The sequence below is a fragment of the Enterobacter cloacae complex sp. 370H10 genome (genome assembly GCF_050031535.1).
Classification (GTDB): Bacteria; Pseudomonadota; Gammaproteobacteria; order Enterobacterales; family Enterobacteriaceae; genus Enterobacter; species Enterobacter intestinihominis.
On sequence record NZ_JBLGWG010000001.1, the window covers coordinates 3,428,834 to 3,445,866 of the forward strand.

A 17,033-nucleotide genomic window follows, 5' to 3' on the forward strand; every position below is an offset into this window, starting at 1 on the left:
CGCTTTCCCTCATTCTGCGTTATTTTCTGCAAAAACAGTTACAGAAACCGGTTTCATTTTGATGATGTGCAAAGGGGATAGCCGTTGCAAGCAGATCGCCGAAACCGGTTTCATTTTCGTGAACGGAGTCAAGTTTGTTGCCCTGGACAGTCCGCATAGAAAAAAAGATCCCCGCGCGGAGAATAGGCTCGCAAACGTTTGCCTGGACTGTTAGAATTGCGCCGATTTTTCTTACTAGCTATGCAATCGCGTGGGGATTTAAGCCGTGACCAACAAAACTTCTCTCAGCTACAAAGATGCCGGTGTTGATATTGACGCAGGTAATGCGCTGGTTGACCGAATCAAAGGTGTGGTGAAAAAAACCCGCCGCCCGGAAGTGATGGGTGGCCTGGGTGGATTCGGCGCACTGTGCGCGCTGCCGCAAAAATATCGTGAACCTGTGCTGGTCTCGGGTACGGATGGTGTCGGTACAAAACTGCGCCTGGCGATGGATCTTAAGCGTCACGATACGATTGGTATTGATCTGGTGGCGATGTGCGTCAACGACCTAGTGGTACTGGGCGCTGAGCCGCTGTTCTTCCTGGATTACTACGCGACCGGCAAGCTGGATGTGGATACCGCAGCCAGCGTCATTAACGGTATCGCCGAAGGCTGTCTGCAATCCGGCTGTGCGCTGGTCGGCGGTGAAACCGCTGAAATGCCTGGCATGTATCACGGAGAAGATTATGACGTCGCAGGCTTCTGCGTCGGCGTGGTAGAAAAATCAGAAATTATCGACGGCAGCAAAGTGGCTGACGGCGATGTGCTGGTTGCGCTGGCCTCCAGCGGTCCGCACTCCAACGGCTACTCTCTGGTGCGTAAGATCCTCGAAGTGAGCGGTTGCGACCCGCTGACCACCGAGCTGGACGGCAAACCGCTGGCCGATCACCTGCTGGCCCCGACCCGCATCTACGTGAAAAACGTGCTGGAGCTGATTGAGAACGTTGACGTGCACGCCATCGCTCACCTTACCGGCGGCGGCTTCTGGGAAAACATTCCGCGCGTGCTGCCGGACAATACCCAGGCGGTGATCGACGCCTCCTCATGGCAGTGGCCGTCCGTCTTCAACTGGCTGCAAACCGCAGGCAACGTGAGCGAGCATGAAATGTACCGCACCTTTAACTGCGGCGTGGGCATGGTTATCGCCCTGCCCGCCAGCGAAGCGGATAAAGCGGTTAAGCTGCTGACAGAAAAAGGTGAAAACGCGTGGAAAATCGGTACGATTAAAGCTTCCGATTCCGAACAGCGTGTGGTCATTGAATGAAAAACATCGTGGTGCTCATTTCCGGCAACGGAAGCAATTTGCAGGCAATCATAGACGCCTGCAAACAGAAGAAAATCAATGGCACCATTCGGGCAGTATTCAGCAACAAGGCCGATGCGTTCGGCCTTGAGCGCGCGCGGGAAGCGAACATTCCTGCGCACGCGCTGGAAGCCAGCCAGTTCGCCGGGCGTGAAGCCTTTGACCGTGAGCTGGTGCAGGAGATTGACGCCTACGCGCCTGACGTGGTGGTGCTGGCAGGCTACATGCGTATCCTGAGCCCGGCCTTCGTCGCGCATTACAACGGACGTTTGCTGAATATCCACCCTTCTCTTCTGCCGAAATATCCTGGCCTGCATACCCATCGACAGGTGCTGGAGAACGGCGATGAGGAGCATGGTACCTCCGTGCATTTCGTTACCGACGAGCTGGACGGCGGTCCGGTCATTTTGCAGGCAAAAGTACCGGTCTTTGACGGTGACAACGAAGACGACGTGACGGAACGTGTACAGGCTCAGGAACACGCCATTTATCCGCTGGTGGTAAGCTGGTTTGTTGACGGCCGTCTTGAGATGCGCGACGGTGCCGCCTGGCTGGACGGCGTGAAGTTGCCCCCGCAGGGTCATGCGGCTGAAGAGTAGTTTGTTCTGTCGGGTGGCGCTGCGCTTACCCGACCTACATATTGCATTACCCGATATTCCCTTCTCCAACCCCCTAAAATCCCCAACAAAAAAAATAACTGTCATACTTTTCTGGCACTGTTGGACATATCGTGGAAATGCTCGCCATAATAAGGACGAGACGGATTTACCACGTCCTGTGATTGAACTGGAGTGTGAGCTGTAATGGGTCAGGAAAAGTTATATATCGAGAAAGAGCTAAGCTGGTTAGCATTCAACGAACGTGTACTTCAGGAAGCGGCCGATAAAAGCAACCCGCTGATTGAGCGTATGCGTTTTTTAGGCATCTATTCCAACAATCTGGATGAGTTCTACAAGGTTCGCTTCGCCGAACTGAAACGCCGAATCATCATCAGCGAAGAACAGGGCTTAAACTCCCACTCGCGGCATCTGCTTGGAAAAATCCAGTCTCGCGTCATGAAAGCCGATCAGGAATTTGATGGCCTCTATAACGAGCTGCTGCTGGAAATGGCACGCAACCAAATCTTCCTGATCAACGAACGCCAGCTCTCCGCGAATCAGCAAAACTGGCTGCGCCACTATTTCAAACACTATCTGCGCCAGCATATCACCCCGATTCTGATCAACCGTGAAACTGATCTGGTGCAGTTCCTGAAAGATGATTACACCTATCTGGCGGTAGAAATCATTCGTGGTGAGACCATTAACTACGCGCTGCTGGAAATACCGTCTGATAAAGTCCCGCGCTTTGTAAATCTGCCGCCGGAAACCCCGCGCCGACGTAAGCCGATGATCCTGCTGGATAACATTCTGCGCTACTGTCTGGACGATATCTTCAAAGGTTTCTTCGATTACGACGCGCTCAACGCCTACTCGATGAAGATGACCCGTGATGCCGAGTACGATCTGGTGCATGAGATGGAGGCCAGCCTGATGGAACTGATGTCTTCCAGCCTCAAGCAGCGCCTGACGGCAGAGCCGGTGCGTTTTGTCTATCAGCGCGATATGCCGGACGCGATGGTGGAGATGCTGCGCGATAAGCTGACCATCTCCCGCTACGACTCCATAATCCCCGGTGGGCGTTACCACAACTTTAAAGATTTCATTGGCTTCCCGAACGTCGGCAAAGCCAATCTGGTAAACAAACCGCTGCCGCGCCTGCGCCATATCTGGTTCGATAAATTCCGCAACGGGTTCGATGCCATCCGCGAGCGGGATGTGCTGCTCTACTATCCGTATCACACCTTTGAACACGTGCTGGAATTGCTGCGTCAGGCCTCGTTCGATCCGAACGTGCTGGCGATTAAAATCAACATTTATCGCGTGGCGAAAGATTCCCGCATCATCGATGCGATGATCCACGCGGCGCACAACGGCAAGAAAGTGACCGTGGTGGTTGAGCTCCAGGCTCGCTTCGACGAAGAGGCCAACATCCACTGGGCACGCCGACTGACGGAAGCGGGCGTGCACGTCATCTTCTCCGCGCCGGGGCTGAAAATTCACGCCAAGTTGTTCCTGATCTCCCGTAAAGAGGGCGACGATGTGGTGCGCTACGCCCATATCGGTACCGGGAACTTTAACGAGAAAACCGCGCGTATTTACACCGACTATTCGCTGCTGACTGCCGATGCCCGCATCACCAACGAAGTGCGTCGGGTGTTCAACTTCATTGAGAACCCGTACCGCCCGGTGAGCTTCGATTATCTGCTGGTGTCACCGCAGAACTCACGGCGCCTGCTGTACGATATGATCGACAAAGAGATTGCCAATGCGCAGAACGGCTTGTCGTCCGGCATCACGCTGAAGCTCAACAATCTGGTGGACAAAGGCCTGGTGGATCGCCTGTATGCGGCCTCCAGCTCCGGCGTTCCGGTAAATCTGCTCATTCGCGGCATGTGCTCGCTCATTCCGGAACTGGAAGGCATCAGCGACAACATCCGCGTGATCAGCATTGTGGATCGCTATCTTGAACACGATCGCGTCTATATTTTCGATAACGCCGGTGATAAGCGCGTATACCTCTCGTCCGCCGACTGGATGACGCGTAACATTGATTACCGTATTGAAGTGGCGGCACCGCTGCTGGATCCTCGCCTGAAGCAGCGTATCCTGGACATTATCGAGATCCTGTTCAGCGATACGGTGAAAGCACGTTATATCGACAAAGAACTCAGTAATCGCTATGTACCGCGCGGCAATCGCCGTAAAGTGCGGTCGCAGCTGGCGATTTACGATTACATCAAATCACTTGAGCAACCCGATTAACCTATGCCAATAAACGATAATACCCCACGCCCGCAGGAGTTCGCTGCGGTCGATCTTGGCTCAAACAGTTTCCATATGGTCATCGCCCGCGAGGTGGATGGCGCGATGCAGATCATCGGTCGTCTGAAGCAGCGCGTGCATCTGGCCGATGGGCTCGACGCGCGTAACATGCTGAGCGAAGAGGCAATGGAGCGCGGGCTTAACTGCCTGTCGCTGTTCGCAGAACGTCTGCAAGGCTTTTCGCCGTCCAGCGTCTGCATCGTCGGGACGCATACGCTACGCCAGGCGCTGAACGCGCCGGAATTTCTTAAGCGCGCGGAAAAGGTTATCCCCTACCCGATTGAGATCATCTCTGGTAACGAAGAAGCGCGCCTGATTTTTATGGGCGTGGAGCATACGCAGCCGGAAAAAGGCCGCAAGCTGGTGATTGATATCGGCGGAGGCTCAACCGAACTGGTGATTGGCGAAGATTTCGAGCCGCGTCTGGTTGAAAGCCGCCGTATGGGCTGCGTCAGCTTCGCGCAAATGTATTTTCCGGGCGGCGTCATCACCCGCGAAAACTTCCAGCGCGCGCGCATGGCCGCCGTGCAAAAACTGGAAAATCTGGCCTGGCAGTATCGTATTCAGGGCTGGAACGTGGCGCTGGGCGCATCGGGGTCGATTAAAGCGGCCCATGAAGTGCTGCTGGCGATGGGTGAAAAGGACGGGTTTATTACGCCTGAGCGCCTGGTGAAACTCACCGAAGAGGTGCTTAAGCACAAGAGCTTCGACGCCCTGAGTCTGCCGGGCTTGTCCGACGAGCGTAAAGCGGTGTTCGTACCGGGGCTGGCGATCCTCTGCGGCGTGTTTGACGCGCTGGCGATCAAAGAGCTGCGCCTCTCTGACGGCGCCCTGCGCGAAGGTGTGCTGTATGAGATGGAAGGCCGTTTCCGTCATCAGGATATTCGCAGCCGCACCGCGCAGAGCCTTGCCAACCAGTACAATATCGACCGCGAACAGGCGAAACGGGTGCTGGAAACCACGGTTCAGATGTACGAGCAGTGGGAGGAGCAGAATCCAAAGCTGGCGCATCCGCAGCTGGCCGCGCTGTTAAAATGGGCCGCGATGCTGCATGAGGTGGGGCTGAACATTAACCACAGCGGAATGCATCGCCATTCAGCCTATATTCTGCAAAATAGCGATCTGCCTGGCTTCAACCAGGAGCAGCAAACCATGATGGCGACGCTGGTGCGCTATCACCGCAAAGCCATCAAGCTCGACGATCTGCCGCGCTTTACGCTATTTAAGAAAAAGCAGTTCCTGCCACTCATTCAGCTTCTGCGCTTGGGCGTGCTGCTCAATAATCAGCGACAGGCGACCACCACGCCGCCGACGTTGAAGCTTAAAACGGATGACTATCACTGGACGCTGAGCTTCCCGCACGACTGGTTTAGCCAGAACGCGCTGGTGCTGCTGGATCTGGAAAAAGAGCAGCAGTACTGGGAAGCGGTCACCGGCTGGCTGTTGAAGATTGAAGAAGAGAGTTCTGAGGCGGCAGCGTAACGGCTAAGGCGCTCTCCTGAGAAGGCTGTGTTTCGAGCAACGTATCAAGCTCAACTGGCAATCCAATCAAGTAGCCCTGCACATAATCGATACCTAGCGCGTGCACCGCGCTACGTATCTCTTCTGTTTCCACACATTCTGCCACCACCAGCATTTTCTTCATCCGGGCCAGATGGCAAATGGATGCCACGATCTGGTAATCCAGACTGTTGCTGACAATATTGCGAATAAAGCCGCCGTCGATTTTGAGAATGTCGGCGTCCACGCTTTTTAACCGCGCATAGCTGGCGTAGCCGGTGCCAAAATCATCAATGGCGATCCGTATTCCCATTTTTTGCAATTGCCTGAGGGTGGATGCCGCCAGATCCGCATGACCAAAGGCGCTACTTTCGGTCACTTCAAAGATCAGCTGCCATGCTTCAACGGCATATCTGGCTAACAGGCGGCTCACTTCAAGCGGGAACTGCGCCCGGTAGACGGTAGAAGGTGCGAGGTTGATGGCAAAGCGCTGGCCCGGCAAACGCTGGCGGTGCTGTGCCAGGAAACTCAACGTACGCTCCAGTACCCATAAATCGACACGCGACGATAAACCAAACTCCTGTGCTATGGGCAGGAACTGCTCGGGAAAGATCAGCGCCCCGTTATCATCACGCATTCGCAGCAGCACTTCGTGGTAATGATCGCCGCGCAGGCCGCGAACGGGCTGAACTAACAGGCTAAATGCGTTCTGCTCCAGCGCTGTCTGCAAACGGCTCATCATCGCCACCTTATCTTTCAGGCTACGCTGCAAGTGAACAGCCCCGCGCTGCTGAAGATTTTCCGGGTGATTCGTTGAGAGGGAAAGGTCAGCCACGATGCCCAGTTCCCCCAGCACCAGATAGAGGTGATTGACGGGTGAGCGTACATAGCAGTAGCTCACGCCAACCTGAGGCTGCACCGGCATACCATCCCAGATAAAAACAAATTGCTTAATATGCTCGTCCAGCGTCTCAATGCGCTGTTGATGCGACTCCGCCTCCAGACGCACCGCCATGTCATATCCGGTGAGGTGATAGACTTGCTCTTTTGGCTGAAGGGTGCCATTTATCCATTGCGCCAGCTGCTGTTTATACTGGATCCGTAGCAGTACGCCGTAATTGCGTCCCAGTACCTCCAGCTCGGGCACGCGCAGTAAACAGAGCGCTGACCACGGATGACTGGCCAGCTCGCGCGACAGCGCCCGCAGGTTGGGCATATGCACCACCGGATCGAGAAAAGCCTGACTGCGGGAGCGAATATTGATGGTCCGCTGGCGTGTCGCCAGCATCGACATGTACGTCACAACGAAGGAAAAGACCAGATAGCTGGATGAGGTGATCGCCAGCTGAATGCCATAACCCCCCTGCACCGGAATGTAGTGATAAAAAAAGTGAATCGATACCAGCAGGACCGGCGTCCAGATGATTGACATCAGCTTGTAGCCAAAGCGCATCGCCCCCCAGAGCATCACGGGCATCAGCAGTGACAAAGTGTAGTTGGTGCTGAAAATGGAACTGTTTTCATTCATGGGCAGCAGCAGCATAGCCAGCAACCCTCCCAGAGCTAAAAACCACACCACAAACTCAACGGCCGTCACCTTTTTGTCTATTTGCGTGCGGAGCTGGGACATCAGTCCCTTGAAATAGCGCGGATGACGTATCAGGCGGATCAGCAGGTAGCTTAGCGGCACACCCGTCAGCCCGCTCACCAGCAGCCCCTGATAGTTAATAAGGGTCCGAATATTGAGGGGATTCAATCCTGCAAGGCTCTGGCGGCTCTCATAGACCCCGAGATAAACCGCAAACTGAAATAGCACCAGAAAAAGCGTTGCCGGGCAAAACACCTGCCAGAAGATACGTTGCCCCATCAGGCGTATGTCACCGTAAGCGGTCATATTGCGTCGGGGCGCAAACACGCGGTAACCGCCCCAGCTGAGCACCAGGGGGACGATAAAATGTAGAATGCCGGTCACGGTTTCAAACAGCCCAACGGACGGGTAATAACGTAAAAACAGCGACACCACCACTCCGGGAAGGGCTTCCAGGCCAAAGAACAACATCAGCGTCAGCAGAAAGGAGAGCGGGAGATAATAGAGCGCAACGATACCGTCGCCCAGCTGCGTTAAGGTATTAGCCACACTAAGCACCGGGAGTAACACGACGGGTAATATAAGAGGAAGTGCCCACCAGCGGTCTTTATTTTGCTTCAGGATGTGGTGAATATTCATAGATGCTCGTTTACAACCCTTGCGCTCCAGAGGGTAAATGAAGACAGGCATCCAACCTGACGTACACGATGCCCGGAAAATTCCTGGCAAGCACAGTGGAGGTGGGATTTTAAATATCAACGACGAGATGCCGTTGACCTAAATCAAATTAATTTATCTGAATAAACATTTCTTACGTTTTATTTGAATATTTTTCCTGTAATTATCAATGCGATAAATAAAAGCGTTGTTTTTAATAACATAAATTAATGTAAGCATTGACGGTATTTTACATTTCGCTGAATTGACCCCGACTTGCGGCTGTGCCTTAATAGCCGTATCGCCCAAAAGGGTATACTCAGGAAAAGAAAGTGAGTCAGGCTACGCGTATGCGAAAACGACATCGATTTAACACCCGGATGACCCGCATCATACTGCTCATCAGTTTCCTGTTTTTCTTTGGCCGCTTTGTTTATTCCTCCATTGGCGCCTGGTATCACCATCAGGACAAAATTCAGTCGCAGCAATCAGGTCTTGTAGTGGATTCGCCCGAGCGCTAAAGCGTGTTCGCTCCAGGCAGACAAACTGTATCGCACTGTATCCCGAGCGCTACGCTGACAAACAGGTACAAAACACCCGCAAAAGCAAACATCCCCGATACATAAAAATGGTCTTCTGTGTCCCTCGCCATAATAAACTGATGAGGAGAGCCACAGATGATTCGTCGATATTTCCTGCTTCCTGTATTTGCGCTGACGTCCTTTGCTGGCGCACTGGCCGCACCGTTGGATGGCCTGAGCGCCGGTGATGTTAATGGCCCGGCCGCCGTAGCGCCGCAGGAAAAACCCCAGCCGCCAGCAAAACTGATCGTCGACCCACCGCTGGCGGGACCGCTGAGTAAAGGTGCGGTCTTTATTCAGTACCGCGTCGAAAACCTGCGCATTGAACCTGTATTTGGACCCGACGCGCTGAAAGTCACTCCGCGTATCGGCCATATTCACGTAGTGGTGGATGACGCGCCCTCGCACTGGGCTGATACCAGCGGCGAGCCGGTGATCCTGGTCGGGCTGCCCGCCGGGAAACACAAGGTAACCATCATCGTTGCCGACCCGACGCATAAGCCCATCGACCATAAAACCGTTGAATTCACCGTACCGCCCCACGCGGCGGTTCATCACTTTTAAGGAGCCTGTTATGAAAGCATTGTCTGTATTAACAGCGGCGCTGCTGGCGGTTTCCACCAGCGCGCTGGCAGAGACGAAAGCCAGCGTGGTGCTGGTGCACGGGGCGTTTGCCGACAGGAGCAGCTGGAATAAGGTGATCACCCGGCTGCAAAAACACCATACCGAGGTCATTGCGGTACAACTTCCGCTCACGTCTCTGAAAGATGATGTCGCCGCCACGCAGCGTGCTATTGCCCGGGCTCATGGGGATGTGGTGCTGGTCGGTCACTCCTGGGGCGGGACGGTAATCAGCGAGGCGGGAAACAATGCCCGCTGAAGTCACTGGTTTACGTTGCCGCTTTTGCGCCGGATTCCGGCCAGTCGACGGCAGAACTGGCAAATAGCTTCCCTGATCCGCCAGGGAGCGCCAGCCTCGCTAAAACGGCAGAGGGGTATTTATATCTGCCGACAAAAGCGGTCAGCGAGAATTTTGCCCCTGACGTGAAGGACGTTGAGCGCAGCGTGATTGCCGCGACGCAGAGCCCCATTAAGGCCAATGCGTTTGGGGAGAAAGTCGCGCATGCCGCCTGGCATGACAAACCGAGCTGGTATGTGGTCAGCAAAAATGACCGGATGATCAATCCTGAGCTTGAGCGCGCAATGGCGAAGAAAATCAACGCCAACACCACGGAGGTTGCGGCAAGCCATGTATCGATGGTCAGCCAGCCGGACGTTGTTACCCGTACGATTGAACAGGCGTTATCGGGACAACAGTGATAAAAAAAGCCCGCATGATGAACGGTCCGACTTCGGGCCACGCCATCCTGCGGGCTTTATGTACTTCCGGCTCCTGTAACGGGGTTATGTGCGGTTTTGTCACAAACGCGCCTTCGCCCTCACTGAACCATCAGAAGCTATATGTCACCTTCAAACTTCCCACAGGAGACGTTTTTCGCTGAACAATGGGGCTATCGCCCGCCTCTCCCGTCAGCTGCGTAACGCCAGCTGCGGCAAGCAGGCTCCAGCGGGAGGTGAGCTTATGGGTCCAGTCCAGGTTCAGCGAATAGGCGTATATGCCCGATCCGGCATCATGTCGGGCAAATCCCGATGCGGCCGACTGGGCGGCGCTGACCCCGTAGTACGTTTGCATGTACTTGCTGGATCCCCAGCTGCCGGTCAGCGCCAGCGTCACCGAGTTTTCAGGAGAGGTGTAGAGCGGGCTGGCAATGCCGAAGTGCACAGCCTCACCGTTGTCTCTTTCCGAAACCGGGACCTCAGCCTGCAGCTGCACGTTAAGCCAGTCAGTTACCCTGTACCCCAGCCCCGGCACAACGACGGCTGAGCCTTTGACGTCACCCATCCCCCGCAGATAGTCGCTGCCGGAGGCGATTGAATCGCTGCTTACGTCGCGATCCTTACGTCCTGCGCGATAGCTCAGCGCAGCGCTGTAATCCAGGTTGCCAACGCGTTTGCCGTAGCCGAGCCCGCGGGTGGTACTGATAAAGAACCCATTTGCCATCGCGTAATCAACCACCTGAGCCGCAGTAACGCGGCTCTTATCCGAACCGGAATAGCGTGGCGCAACATCCACGCCGCCCCCCAGGGTTAACACGTTGCCCTGGCGCTGCCCGGCCGCCAGCGCCGGGGTAGCCAGTAACGCCAGGACGGCCCCCGACAGGATGCTTTTCACGCTGCGACCGATGAGTGAACGGGGGAACCTGTGACGCAGTTTGCAGTTTCTCATTAAAGAAGCCCTTTTGGATTCAGATGGTTACGATTCAGGCGGTGTTAAACGCCAGCGCGCTCATTCTGAATACCCTCCCTAAGGTTCTTATGAGCCGAAAATGAAGAAACGCTGAAGCACGTGCTGGTTCTGTAAAGCTGAATGATTTCCTGATACCGTTTTTTTCTTAAGCTGTTCTTCATCCACTGCTGATACCGTTACCTTTGTGAAAATTCTACTAATTGAAGACGACCTGGATCTCGGCAACGGCGTACGTTTCGCCCTTGCAGATCAAGGATTTGATGTCATATGGGTACGCCGGAAAGAGGATGCGCTGCATCAGCTTGAGCTCTGCGTGCCGGAGCTTATCCTGCTCGACCTGGGGCTGCCCGATGGCGATGGCATGAGCCTGATGACGCGTCTGCGTCAGCAGCTCCGGGGGATCCCCGTCATTATCCTGACGGCGCGAGGCACGCTGCAGGACCGCCTGTGCGGGCTGGACGCGGGCGCGGACGACTATCTGGTCAAACCTTTTGTTCTCGCCGAGCTGCTGGCACGCGTGAGAGCCCTTGCGCGACGCAGTTACGGTTTTGAAAATGAGGCAATAGAAATTCGCGGTTTGTCGCTTCATATTCCGACGCGTCGCGTAACGGTGAGCGCACGCCACGTTGAGCTGACGGCAAGCGAATATGCGCTGCTTGAAACGTTAATGCTGCGCGCCGATCGCGTGCTTACGCGGCGGTATCTGGAAGAGAGGATATTCGGCACGAAAGAAAATCTCAGCAACGCGCTCGACGTGCATATGGGTAACCTGCGGCGAAAAATTGGCGATGGCTTTGTGCGAACGGTGCGGGGCGTAGGGTACGTCATTGATACCGTACCGGTTCAGAAGGCGGCAGGTTGATGCGTAATTTTTGGTACCGCCTCAGGCTCCCTACGCTGGTCAGGCGAATGCTGGTCGCCCAGATGCTGCTGCTTACGTTGCTCTGGTGTTTCTTTTTAACCTTCATTTTGCTGGAGGACCTGCGCAGCCCTCCAATACTCACGGGCAGTGAGACTTACGAAACCCTCTTTTCCCTTGTTGAGAGCATGGAGGATAGGCCGCAGGCGCGTAATGAGGTGCTGGCCGCGTTCAGCAAGGCGCTGCGGGAGGGGTATGGCGGCGGTGAAGATCCGGAACTCGCTATCAACCTGATCGTTCGCAAGCATAATGAGATTATTTTTTCTTCGCGTGGCGCGCCAACGGAGGTGAAAAATAGCCGCCTGGGGGAAATGCAGCGCGTCCGGACCGGAGACCACACCTGGACGAGCCGCACGCTCAAATCCGCGCGCTCCGACGTTGAAGTCACCCTTTTCACCCCGGCTGGCAGCTGGAATTTCTTTATCTACCTGAACTCGCGCGGCTATTACGTCATGCCGCTGCTGGTATGCATCCCTTTTCTTCTTTTTCCCGCGTGGCTGTCAATCCGCATCGCGATGCGCCCCTGGAACAGGGTTGTGAATGAAATTTCATTGCGCACGCCAGACGATCTCTCTCCCTTAAAAGCCGTTCCCAGGCACAGGGAGCTGCGCCAGACGGTGGACGCGATTAATGACTTTCTCGCCAGGGTGCGGGAAAGCGCCGAAAGGGAAAGGGTGTTTATTGCCGATGCCGCGCACGAGCTGCGTACGCCGCTGGCCGCGATGCGAATCAACGTCGAGGCGCTGCAGTCCTGGGTCATCAGCGAAAGCCAGCAGGAGCTGCTTGCAGGCATTGTTCGCAGCAATAGCCGTGCTGCTCGTCTCGTCAATCAGCTTCTGCTGATGAAGCACAGCGAAGCGCACATCGACACGGTAATGGAGCCTGTGCCGCTGACAACGCTTATTCAGGAGCGAATGGCCGCACTGGAGCCGCTGGCATCGGCACGCGGGATTGAGTTTGAATTCTTCGGTGACGATGAAATCCATGTCGCAGGCATTCGGGAACGTCTGGTGTCGCTGATCGACAATTTAATTGAGAATGCCGTGAAGTACAGCCCTGAGGGTGGACGCATTGAGGTACAACTGCAATCGCGTGATAAGTCCGCTCAGCTGCGCGTCTCAGACGCGGGCCCCGGTATCCCGGTTGAACTGCGGGAGCGCGTGTTCGACAGATTTTTCCGCGATCCTAATCAGACCCAAAGCGGGAGTGGACTGGGGCTTGCCATCGTCAAAGCCGTTACGCAGCAACACAACGGCAGGGTCAATCTGAGTACGTCAGCCGAAGGTGGTCTTATGGTGACCGTTGATTTCCCGAATCCGGCGTTCGCATGAACGTAAACCCGGCGCTACACGTCCTGACATGTGTCAGCGCAGCGTTACTTCACGTATGCCGCAGATTGCTTCAATAAAATTACCGTATTTGTTATATTGTTACTTACTGATTATTCACCTCTGCGGTGCCAAAAAGAACAAGATTCACCGCAACCCAGGACAGAAAAATGTTAGATTACCGCTTCCCGACAGCTTTGCAGATGGTTCTCAGCGTAGCGATGGCGGAGCAATCGGGTGAACGTTCGACGAGTGCAATCCTGGCTTACGGCCTGGAAGCGAATCCGAGCTTTATCCGCAAATTAATGGTTCCTCTCGCCCGGGACGGCATTATCGTCTCCACGCTTGGCCGCAACGGCTCTATTCACCTTGGCCGCCCGGCTGAAGAGATCACCCTGCGTGATATCTACCTTTCCGTCACTGAAGATAAAAAGCTGTGGGCGTCCCGTCCTGACGTCCCGGCCCGCTGTGTGGTCAGCGCCAACGCCTGCTGGTACTTCAAATCAATCGCTGATGAAGCAGAGCAGGCTTCGTTAGCGGTTTTAGCGCGCCATACCGTCGCCAGCGCGCTGGAAGAGGTGAAAAAAGCCGATACCAGCGGGTGCGATCCGGTGCCGGAACTCTGTACGCAGCATAAAAAAGCGCCTTAATCCTGACGGATTGCGAAAAAAAAGCCGCCTTCACAATGAAGGCGGCTTTTTGTTATCTGCTACGTCCTACGCAGGCAACACCTCTCTTTCCGCTTTGCCGCGCGTCACGAATTTACGCAGCGTCACGTAAAAGACCGGCGTCAGGAACAGACCAAACAGCGTCACGCCCAGCATCCCGGAGAAGACGGTGATCCCGGTGACGCCGCGGACTTCTGCCCCTGCCCCGTGACCAAGGATCAGTGGAATGGTCCCGGCAATAAAGGCGATAGAGGTCATTACAATCGGGCGTAAACGCAGGCGGCACGCCTCCAGCGCAGCCTCCATGATGCCTTTGCCCTGAATTTCCAGCTCGCGGGCAAACTCCACGATAAGTATCGCGTTTTTACAGGCCAGCCCCATCAGCACGACCAGCCCCACCTGCACGAAGACGTTGTTATCGCCCCCGGTCAGCCAGACGCCGAACAGCGCGGAGAGCATCGTCATCGGCACGATAAGGATCACCGCCAGCGGCAGCGTCCAGCTTTCATACAGCGCCGCCAGCACCAGGAACGCCAGCAGCACCGCGACCGGGAAGACGATCAGCGCCGTATTGCCCTGGGTGGCCTGCTGGAAACTCAGGTCCGTCCATTCAATATTCATCCCGTTCGGCAGGATCTGCTTAGACATGGCGTCCAGCTGCGTCATCGCCTGCGCGGAAGAGAGCACGCGCGGGTCAGCATCACCAATAAGATCCGCCGCCGGGTAACCATTGTAGCGGATCACCGGGTCCGGCCCGTAGGTGGTCGTGATTTTCACCATACTGCCAATCGGCACCATTTCGCCCTGGTCATTGCGTGTGCGTAAATTCGCGATATCTTCCACGCTGTCGCGGAACTGCCCGTCGGCCTGTGCCATTACGCGCCAGGTCCGTCCAAACTGGTTAAAGTCGTTTACATATGACGAGCCCAGATAGGTTTGCAGCGTGCCGAAAAGATCGGTAAGCGATACGCCCTGCGCTTTCGCTTTATCACGGTCAACCTGCACATCCAGCTGCGGAACGTTAGCCTGGTAGGTTGAGATGGGGAAATGCATACCCGGCGTCTGCATAATCGCCCCGGACATGGTGTTCACCGCGTTTTGCAGCGCGCCATAGCCCAGACCAGCACGATCCTGAATATACAGGGAATAACCGGACCCTTGACCCAGCCCTAAAATCGGCGGCGGCAGAATCGAGAAGCCAAAGCCCTGCTGGATTTGCGCGATTTTCGCATTGATCTCCGCGTTAATTTCCGCCGCAGTATGTTTACGCTGGTCGAACGGCTTCAGGCCAAAGAAGACCGTCCCGGTGTTCGGCGTATTGGTGAACTGGAGCGCGTTCAGGCCAGGAAACGCGACCGCATAATCCACGCCTTCGGTATTCATCCCGATTTCGCTCATTTTGCGGATCACCGCATCGGTACGCGCCAGCGACGAGCCTTCCGGCATTTTCACGCCGCCGATCAGGTACAGCTTATCCTGCGTCGGAATAAACCCGCCGGGTACGACTTTAAACATCACACCCGCGGCACAAAGCAGCAGCAAATAAACCGCAAACACTGCACCGCGTCGGCCAAGCGTTTTACCTACCAGTCCCTGATAGCCGGTCGAGCTGCGATGGAAAAAGCGGTTAAACGGACGGAAAATCCAGCCGAACAGACGATCGATAAGCCGGGTCGGGAAATCTTTCGGGGCACCATGCGGCTTCAACAGCAGCGCGGCCAGCGCCGGAGAAAGCGTCAGCGAGTTGATCGCGGAGATCACCGTGGAAATGGCTATCGTTACCGCAAACTGTTTGTAGAACTGGCCGGTCACGCCAGAGAGGAACGCCATCGGCACAAACACTGCACACAGCACCAGCGCAATGGCGATAATCGGCCCGGACACTTCACGCATCGCCTGATGCGCCGCCGCAAGCGGGGCGAGCCCCTCTTCGATATTTCGCTCGACGTTCTCCACCACCACGATGGCATCATCCACCACGATACCGATGGCCAGCACCAGCCCGAACAGGCTCAGGGTATTCAGCGAGAAGCCCAGCAGGTAAAGAATGCTGAAGGTACCCACCACCGATACCGGCACCGCGATCAGCGGGATGATCGACGCGCGCCAGGTTTGCAGGAACAGGATCACCACCAGCACGACCAGCACCACCGCTTCCAGCAGCGTTTGTACAACCGCACGGATCGAGTCGCGCACAAATACCGTTGGGTCGTAAGGTGCCGCCCACTTCATATCGTCCGGGAATCGCGTGGACAGTTCGTCCATTTTGGCGCGCACCGCGTTAGACAGATCGATGGCGTTTGCCCCCGGCGACTGGAAGATACCAATCCCGACCGCGTCTTTATTGTTCAGCTGGGAGCGCAGCGCATAGCTGCCGGAACCCATCTCGATACGCGCCACGTCGCGCAGGCGGACGACCGTGCCGTCCTGCGTTGTTTTCAGGACAATATTGCCAAACTCTTCTTCGGTATGCAGACGGCCCTGGGCGTTAATGGAGGTCAGGAAATCGCTCTCTTTCGGCAGCGGCTCGGCGCCAAGCTGCCCGGCGGATACCTGTACGTTTTGCTCCTGCATCGCCGTCACCACGTCCGAGGCCGTCAGTCCGCGCGCCGCCACCTTGTTTGGATCCAGCCAGACGCGCATCGCGTATTCACCCGAGCCGAAAATCTGGATCTGACCCACGCCGGGCAGACGCGCCAGCTCGTCCTTCACCTTCAGCGTGGCGTAGTTACGCATATACAGTGAATCGTACTTACCGCCAGGCGAAAAGAGATGCACCACCAGCGTCAGCGTTGGCGACTGTTTCTGAGTCGTGATGCCCAGACGCCGAACGTCTTCCGGCAGACGCGCCTCGGCCTGTGCAACGCGGTTTTGCACCTGTACCTGCGCCTGATCCGGGTCGGTACCCGGACGGAAGGTGACGGTAGTCACCAGCACGCCGTCGGAGCCCGCGACGGATTTCATGTACATCATGTTTTCAACGCCGTTGATCGCCTCTTCCAGCGGCGTCGCCACGGTTTCGGCAATCACTTTCGGGTTGGCGCCCGGGTACTCGGCGCGCACCTGCACGCTTGGCGGCACGACATCAGGATATTCGCTCACCGGCAGCAGCGGGATGGCGATTAATCCTGTGATAAAAATCAGAATCGACAGTACGGCGGCAAAAATCGGCCTGTCGATGAAAAAACGGGAAAAGTCCATGGATTGGATTCTCAGGT

Annotated in this window: 12 protein-coding genes and 1 pseudogene; 10 read left to right on the plus strand and 3 right to left on the minus strand. The window is 55.8% G+C overall.

The window, feature by feature from the left end:
- Positions 1 to 265: 265 nt before the first annotated feature.
- The 4 genes from purM (at position 266) to ppx (ending at position 5,748) form a co-directional block, all read left to right on the plus strand.
- Positions 266 to 1,303, plus strand: coding sequence for a phosphoribosylformylglycinamidine cyclo-ligase (purM, locus tag ACQG2Q_RS16880; protein ID WP_426759244.1), 1,038 nt, complete (start codon positions 266 to 268; stop codon positions 1,301 to 1,303).
- Positions 1,300 to 1,941, plus strand: coding sequence for a phosphoribosylglycinamide formyltransferase (gene purN, locus ACQG2Q_RS16885; RefSeq protein WP_023300681.1), 642 nt, complete (start codon positions 1,300 to 1,302; stop codon positions 1,939 to 1,941). The genes purM and purN overlap by 4 nt, the downstream gene beginning before the upstream one ends.
- A gap of 204 nt (positions 1,942 to 2,145) precedes the next feature.
- Positions 2,146 to 4,206 carry a polyphosphate kinase 1 gene (gene ppk1, locus ACQG2Q_RS16890; RefSeq protein ID WP_006811494.1) on the plus strand — a complete coding sequence of 687 codons (2,061 nt, stop codon included), beginning with the start codon at positions 2,146 to 2,148 and terminating at the stop codon, positions 4,204 to 4,206.
- Positions 4,207 to 4,209: 3 nt separating this feature from the next.
- On the plus strand, positions 4,210 to 5,748 hold the full coding sequence (gene ppx, locus ACQG2Q_RS16895; protein ID WP_003860570.1) for an exopolyphosphatase: 1,539 nt from the start codon (positions 4,210 to 4,212) through the stop codon (positions 5,746 to 5,748).
- On the opposite strand, the gene ACQG2Q_RS16900 is transcribed toward ppx, so the two are convergent.
- The gene (locus ACQG2Q_RS16900) at positions 5,696 to 7,993 is read right to left on the minus strand and encodes an EAL domain-containing protein (RefSeq protein WP_051979833.1); all 2,298 of its coding nucleotides are present in this window, start codon (positions 7,991 to 7,993) and stop codon (positions 5,696 to 5,698) included. The two genes, ppx and ACQG2Q_RS16900, sit on opposite strands and share 53 nt — an antisense overlap.
- Before the next feature lie 368 nt (positions 7,994 to 8,361).
- Between ACQG2Q_RS16900 and ACQG2Q_RS16905 the strand changes: the two genes are divergently transcribed.
- The 3 genes and pseudogenes from ACQG2Q_RS16905 to ACQG2Q_RS16915 all read left to right on the plus strand — a co-directional run bounded on the left by ACQG2Q_RS16905 (position 8,362) and on the right by ACQG2Q_RS16915 (position 9,912).
- Positions 8,362 to 8,532 (plus strand): YfgG family protein, encoded by a 171-nt coding sequence (locus ACQG2Q_RS16905; protein WP_017383512.1) that lies wholly within the window; start codon positions 8,362 to 8,364, stop codon positions 8,530 to 8,532.
- Positions 8,533 to 8,688: 156 nt separating this feature from the next.
- Positions 8,689 to 9,156, plus strand: coding sequence for a DUF6130 family protein (locus ACQG2Q_RS16910; RefSeq protein ID WP_063850017.1), 468 nt, complete (start codon positions 8,689 to 8,691; stop codon positions 9,154 to 9,156).
- Positions 9,157 to 9,166: 10 nt separating this feature from the next.
- Positions 9,167 to 9,912, plus strand: a pseudogene (locus tag ACQG2Q_RS16915) (alpha/beta fold hydrolase).
- 130 nt (positions 9,913 to 10,042) lie between these two features.
- On the opposite strand, the gene ACQG2Q_RS16920 reads toward ACQG2Q_RS16915, so the two are convergent.
- On the minus strand, positions 10,043 to 10,879 hold the full coding sequence (locus ACQG2Q_RS16920) for a MipA/OmpV family protein (protein WP_063850015.1): 837 nt from the start codon (positions 10,877 to 10,879) through the stop codon (positions 10,043 to 10,045).
- Positions 10,880 to 11,084: 205 nt separating this feature from the next.
- Here ACQG2Q_RS16920 and ACQG2Q_RS16925 point away from each other — a divergent pair, with 205 nt between their 5' ends.
- From ACQG2Q_RS16925 to ACQG2Q_RS16935, 3 genes are all read left to right on the plus strand, one after another.
- Positions 11,085 to 11,762, plus strand: a complete 678-nt coding sequence (locus ACQG2Q_RS16925) for a response regulator (RefSeq protein ID WP_038416495.1) — start codon at positions 11,085 to 11,087, stop codon at positions 11,760 to 11,762.
- Positions 11,762 to 13,150 carry a sensor histidine kinase gene (locus ACQG2Q_RS16930; RefSeq protein ID WP_063151128.1) on the plus strand — a complete coding sequence of 463 codons (1,389 nt, stop codon included), beginning with the start codon at positions 11,762 to 11,764 and terminating at the stop codon, positions 13,148 to 13,150. Before ACQG2Q_RS16925 ends, ACQG2Q_RS16930 begins: the two co-directional genes overlap by 1 nt.
- Before the next feature lie 167 nt (positions 13,151 to 13,317).
- On the plus strand, positions 13,318 to 13,797 hold the full coding sequence (locus ACQG2Q_RS16935) for an RrF2 family transcriptional regulator (RefSeq protein ID WP_003860591.1): 480 nt from the start codon (positions 13,318 to 13,320) through the stop codon (positions 13,795 to 13,797).
- 66 nt (positions 13,798 to 13,863) lie between these two features.
- Here the strand turns inward: ACQG2Q_RS16935 and oqxB are convergent, their stop codons facing one another.
- Positions 13,864 to 17,016 (minus strand): multidrug efflux RND transporter permease subunit OqxB, encoded by a 3,153-nt coding sequence (oqxB, locus tag ACQG2Q_RS16940; protein ID WP_063850013.1) that lies wholly within the window; start codon positions 17,014 to 17,016, stop codon positions 13,864 to 13,866.
- Positions 17,017 to 17,033: the final 17 nt, after the last annotated feature.

Bases quoted from the DNA above. Each gene is read 5' to 3' on its own strand.
- oqxB (WP_063850013.1), bottom strand. From the start codon at position 17,016: ATGGACTTTTCCCGTTTTTTCATCGACAGGCCGATTTTTGCCGCCGTA.
- ACQG2Q_RS16930 (WP_063151128.1), top strand. From the start codon at position 11,762: ATGCGTAATTTTTGGTACCGCCTCAGGCTCCCTACGCTGGTCAGGCGA.
- ACQG2Q_RS16900 (WP_051979833.1), bottom strand. From the start codon at position 7,993: ATGAATATTCACCACATCCTGAAGCAAAATAAAGACCGCTGGTGGGCA.
- purN (WP_023300681.1), top strand. From the start codon at position 1,300: ATGAAAAACATCGTGGTGCTCATTTCCGGCAACGGAAGCAATTTGCAG.
- ACQG2Q_RS16905 (WP_017383512.1), top strand. From the start codon at position 8,362: ATGCGAAAACGACATCGATTTAACACCCGGATGACCCGCATCATACTG.
- ACQG2Q_RS16920 (WP_063850015.1), bottom strand. From the start codon at position 10,879: ATGAGAAACTGCAAACTGCGTCACAGGTTCCCCCGTTCACTCATCGGT.
- ppx (WP_003860570.1), top strand. From the start codon at position 4,210: ATGCCAATAAACGATAATACCCCACGCCCGCAGGAGTTCGCTGCGGTC.
- ACQG2Q_RS16935 (WP_003860591.1), top strand. From the start codon at position 13,318: ATGTTAGATTACCGCTTCCCGACAGCTTTGCAGATGGTTCTCAGCGTA.
- ACQG2Q_RS16910 (WP_063850017.1), top strand. From the start codon at position 8,689: ATGATTCGTCGATATTTCCTGCTTCCTGTATTTGCGCTGACGTCCTTT.
- ppk1 (WP_006811494.1), top strand. From the start codon at position 2,146: ATGGGTCAGGAAAAGTTATATATCGAGAAAGAGCTAAGCTGGTTAGCA.